Annotated in this window: 2 protein-coding genes and 1 pseudogene; all 3 read left to right on the top strand. The window is 63.9% G+C overall.

Annotated features, from left to right (window positions below; translation table 11 throughout):
- Nucleotides 1-641 precede the first annotated feature (641 nt).
- A complete protein-coding gene (locus M727_RS0132605; RefSeq protein WP_027156019.1) occupies nt 642-992 on the top strand; it encodes a YciI family protein in 351 nt (116 codons plus the stop codon).
- Nucleotides 993-1,023: 31 nt separating this feature from the next.
- Nucleotides 1,024-2,298: an RNA polymerase sigma factor gene (locus tag M727_RS0132600; protein ID WP_027156018.1), complete on the top strand. Its 1,275-nt coding sequence runs from the start codon at nt 1,024-1,026 to the stop codon at nt 2,296-2,298.
- 441 nt (nt 2,299-2,739) lie between these two features.
- Nucleotides 2,740-3,013 (top strand): annotated as a pseudogene (locus tag M727_RS42810) (MFS transporter); the annotation flags it as partial.

Genomic DNA, 3,013 nt, shown 5'->3' with positions numbered 1-3,013 from the left:
GTCCATCGCAATACCGGGGAGCGCAACGGCAAACGGCTGGATGTGCTCTGTTGCATTGTCTTCGACATCAAGAATGGCAAGGTGATTGACGGCCGAGAGCACTTCTACGACCTCTACGCCTGGGACACGTTCTGGGCCTAGCCTCGTAGGCGACCCGGACCGGCACGCGAACCGCCCCGGGTCCGGCCGGGGAGAGTCAGTTTAGGGGCGCTACTTGCTCGTTGGGACGAGACCAACGACCGCTTCCCATCCGATTGCGACGCAGAACGCTCCATCGCGGTATAATCCGAGCCGATGCCCGGCCGGCTCCGTTGCGCCAGAACTGGCCATTCAGTTGACATCCGCCAACGGCGGGAGTTGACCTCTTAGCGGAAGTTAGAACCACTGCCCCTCAAGAATGCGCAAGCAGCCTTCTAGCCGTCAAAATTGATATGGCAACGCAACTCACCACGCTGGAGGAGCTGTCGGCGTTAGATGGGGTTGGTCAATCGAACCTTGTTCACTCGCCAATCGTCATTACAGCCTGGGCGTGATTTTATTCAAAGCGCGTGTCGATCCGCCGGGGGCTGGTTCGTCGACTTAATTAGCGAGACTGTTCAGCGGCCATCACGTCCGCGGCTCGCCTCAGGAGGAGTTCTCAAATGCGCTTCATGTCGTTCGTCACTTCCGCCCACGCTGGACCGCCGACGGCGGAACTCATCGAGGCGATGAACAAGCTCGCCGACCGAGAAATCAAGGCCGGCCGCATGGTCGACATGGGCGGGCTCACGCCGGTCGCGATGGGCGCACAAGTGCGCATCGCCGATGGGAAGCTCAGCGTCATCGACGGTCCGTTCGTCGAGGCGAAGGAGGTCATCGGCGGCTACGCGATCATGGAGTTCCGGAACAAGGAAGAGGCCGTGGCGTCGGCGGTCGAGTTCATGCAGCTCCACAAGGATTTCATGCCGGATTGGGAGGGCACGTGCGAGGTCCGCGCTTTTGCCGGCCCTTGAGGCGACGTTCCTGCAGACGGCGTCGGCGGCCATGACGGTCGCCGACGCCCATCGCACGATCCTCGCCGTGTGGCGGATCGAGCAGCCCCGGCTGATCACCAGTCTGGCGAGGATGCTGCGCGATGTGCCGTTGGCCGAGGATTTGACGCAGGAAGCCCTGTTGGCTGCCCTTGAGCGGTGGCCGGCCACAGGCGTTCCGGAAAAACCCGGCGCCTGGCTGATGGCTACCGCCAAGCGCCGGGCCCTGGATCATCTGCGCCGCAGCCGGATGCTCGAGCGCAAGCATGACATTATCGCCTGGGACATGGAGGAGGAGCAGCAGGCCATGCCCGACCTCGACTCGGCCCTGGACGAAGACATAGGCGATGAGCTGCTTCGGCTCATCTTCACCGCCTGCCACCCGCGTCTGTCGCGCGAGGCCCGCGCGGCGCTGGCACTGCGGATGATCTGCGGCCTGACAACCGAGGAGATCGCCAGGGCCTTCCTGTTGCCGGAGGCGACGATCGCCCAGCGCATCGTGCGCGCGAAGCGGACTCTTTCGGAATCGGGGCTGGCCTACGAGACTCCAAGCGGCGAGGAGCTCTCAAAGCGGCTCTCCTCGGTGCTGGAGGTCGTCTATCTCATCTTCAACGAAGGCTACACCGCGGCGAGCGGCGAGGACTGGCTGCGCCCCCAGCTCTGCAATGAAGCGCTTCGCATGGGCCGCGTGCTCACCTCCATCGTGCCGCACGAGCCCGAAGCCCATGGACTGCTCGCTCTGATGGAGCTGAACGCCTCGCGCACGGCGGCGCGTACTGATGCAGGGGGCGAGCCAATCCTCATGCTGGACCAGAACCGCGCACTCTGGGACCAGCTCCAGATCCGGCGCGGGATGCAGGCGCTCGGGCGAGCGCGCGAATTAGGCGGAGCGGGCGGCATTTACGCCCTACAGGCGGCGATTATCGCCTGCCACGCCCAGGCGAAGACGGCGGGCGATACCGACTGGTCGCACATCGCCGGACTTTATGCGGAGCTGGCCGCGGTGGTGCGCTCGCCAATCATCGACCTCAACCGCGCGGTTGCCGTGGGCATGGCCGAGGGCCCAGAAGTGGCGCTGGCGATCGTGGACCGCCTTGAGCGCGAGCCGGCGCTCAAAGGCTATCACCTGCTCCCGAGCGTTCGCGGCGACCTCCTCCACAAGCTCGGCCGCTACGAGGAGGCGCGCGCCGCGTTCGAAGCGGCCGCGGCGCTGGCGGGCAACAGGCGGGAACATGACCTGCTGAGGCGCCGCGCCGCCGAAGCGGCCGACGCAGCGATGTCATCATAATCCGTGCTCAGACAAGGACATGGTCGACCCTGGATCGACCGCTTCCGGGGCTTTTTTCATTTACATCTGTGTAAGGTTCTGACGTGGATTGTCGCTGAACGTCCGCTGTCCGAACCGACCCGGGCTTCCAAGTTGGTTCCGTGAACGGCAGCTTCGGGTCAGGTTAGGATCGAGCCTGCGCCGAGCTGAATGTCTGCTCACTTACATCTCACATTAGAAGCCGCCCGTCCGCTTTGGCCCCAAGGCTGGCGGGCGGCAATGCGCCCCTTCCTGGACATTACCAAAGCAAGACCACCGGGAATTCTGACCCACTTCCCGAACTGCATAGCCTTCGCCTCGCTGGAATGTCTAACGCAACTCCGTCATGATCTCCCAGCCCTGTCGATCGACGCTGCCCCAAGCCCGTGGTGCCGACGCAGGTGATGAGGGCAGGCTAGATCAGTGCAGCGGATCCACCCGGCGACTTTCTTTTTTGCGGCTCGAGCCTTGTGCGACATGGTGACGGCTTCGTGGCCGTTCTGTTGCCGGTCTATCTCCTCGCATTAGGCTTTGCACCTCTGCAGGTCGGCGTCATCGCGACCGCGTCGCTTCTCGGTTCCGCGCTCTTGACCATCGGTTTTGGACTCCTTGGCGCCCGGTACGATCACCGCCAACTCCTGCTTGCCGCCGCAAGTCTGATGGTCGCCACGGGTGCGGCCTTTGCTGTGGTCCACGA

Source organism: Mesorhizobium sp. WSM2561 (assembly GCF_000513915.1).
GTDB classification, from domain to species: Bacteria; Pseudomonadota; Alphaproteobacteria; order Rhizobiales; family Rhizobiaceae; genus Mesorhizobium; species Mesorhizobium muleiense.
This window is presented reverse-complemented; position numbering and strand designations above follow the sequence as displayed.

Coding starts and splice junctions, on each gene's coding strand:
- M727_RS0132605 (WP_027156019.1), top strand. CDS start 642: ATGCGCTTCATGTCGTTCGTCACTTCCGCCCACGCTGGACCGCCGACG.
- M727_RS0132600 (WP_027156018.1), top strand. CDS start 1,024: ATGACGGTCGCCGACGCCCATCGCACGATCCTCGCCGTGTGGCGGATC.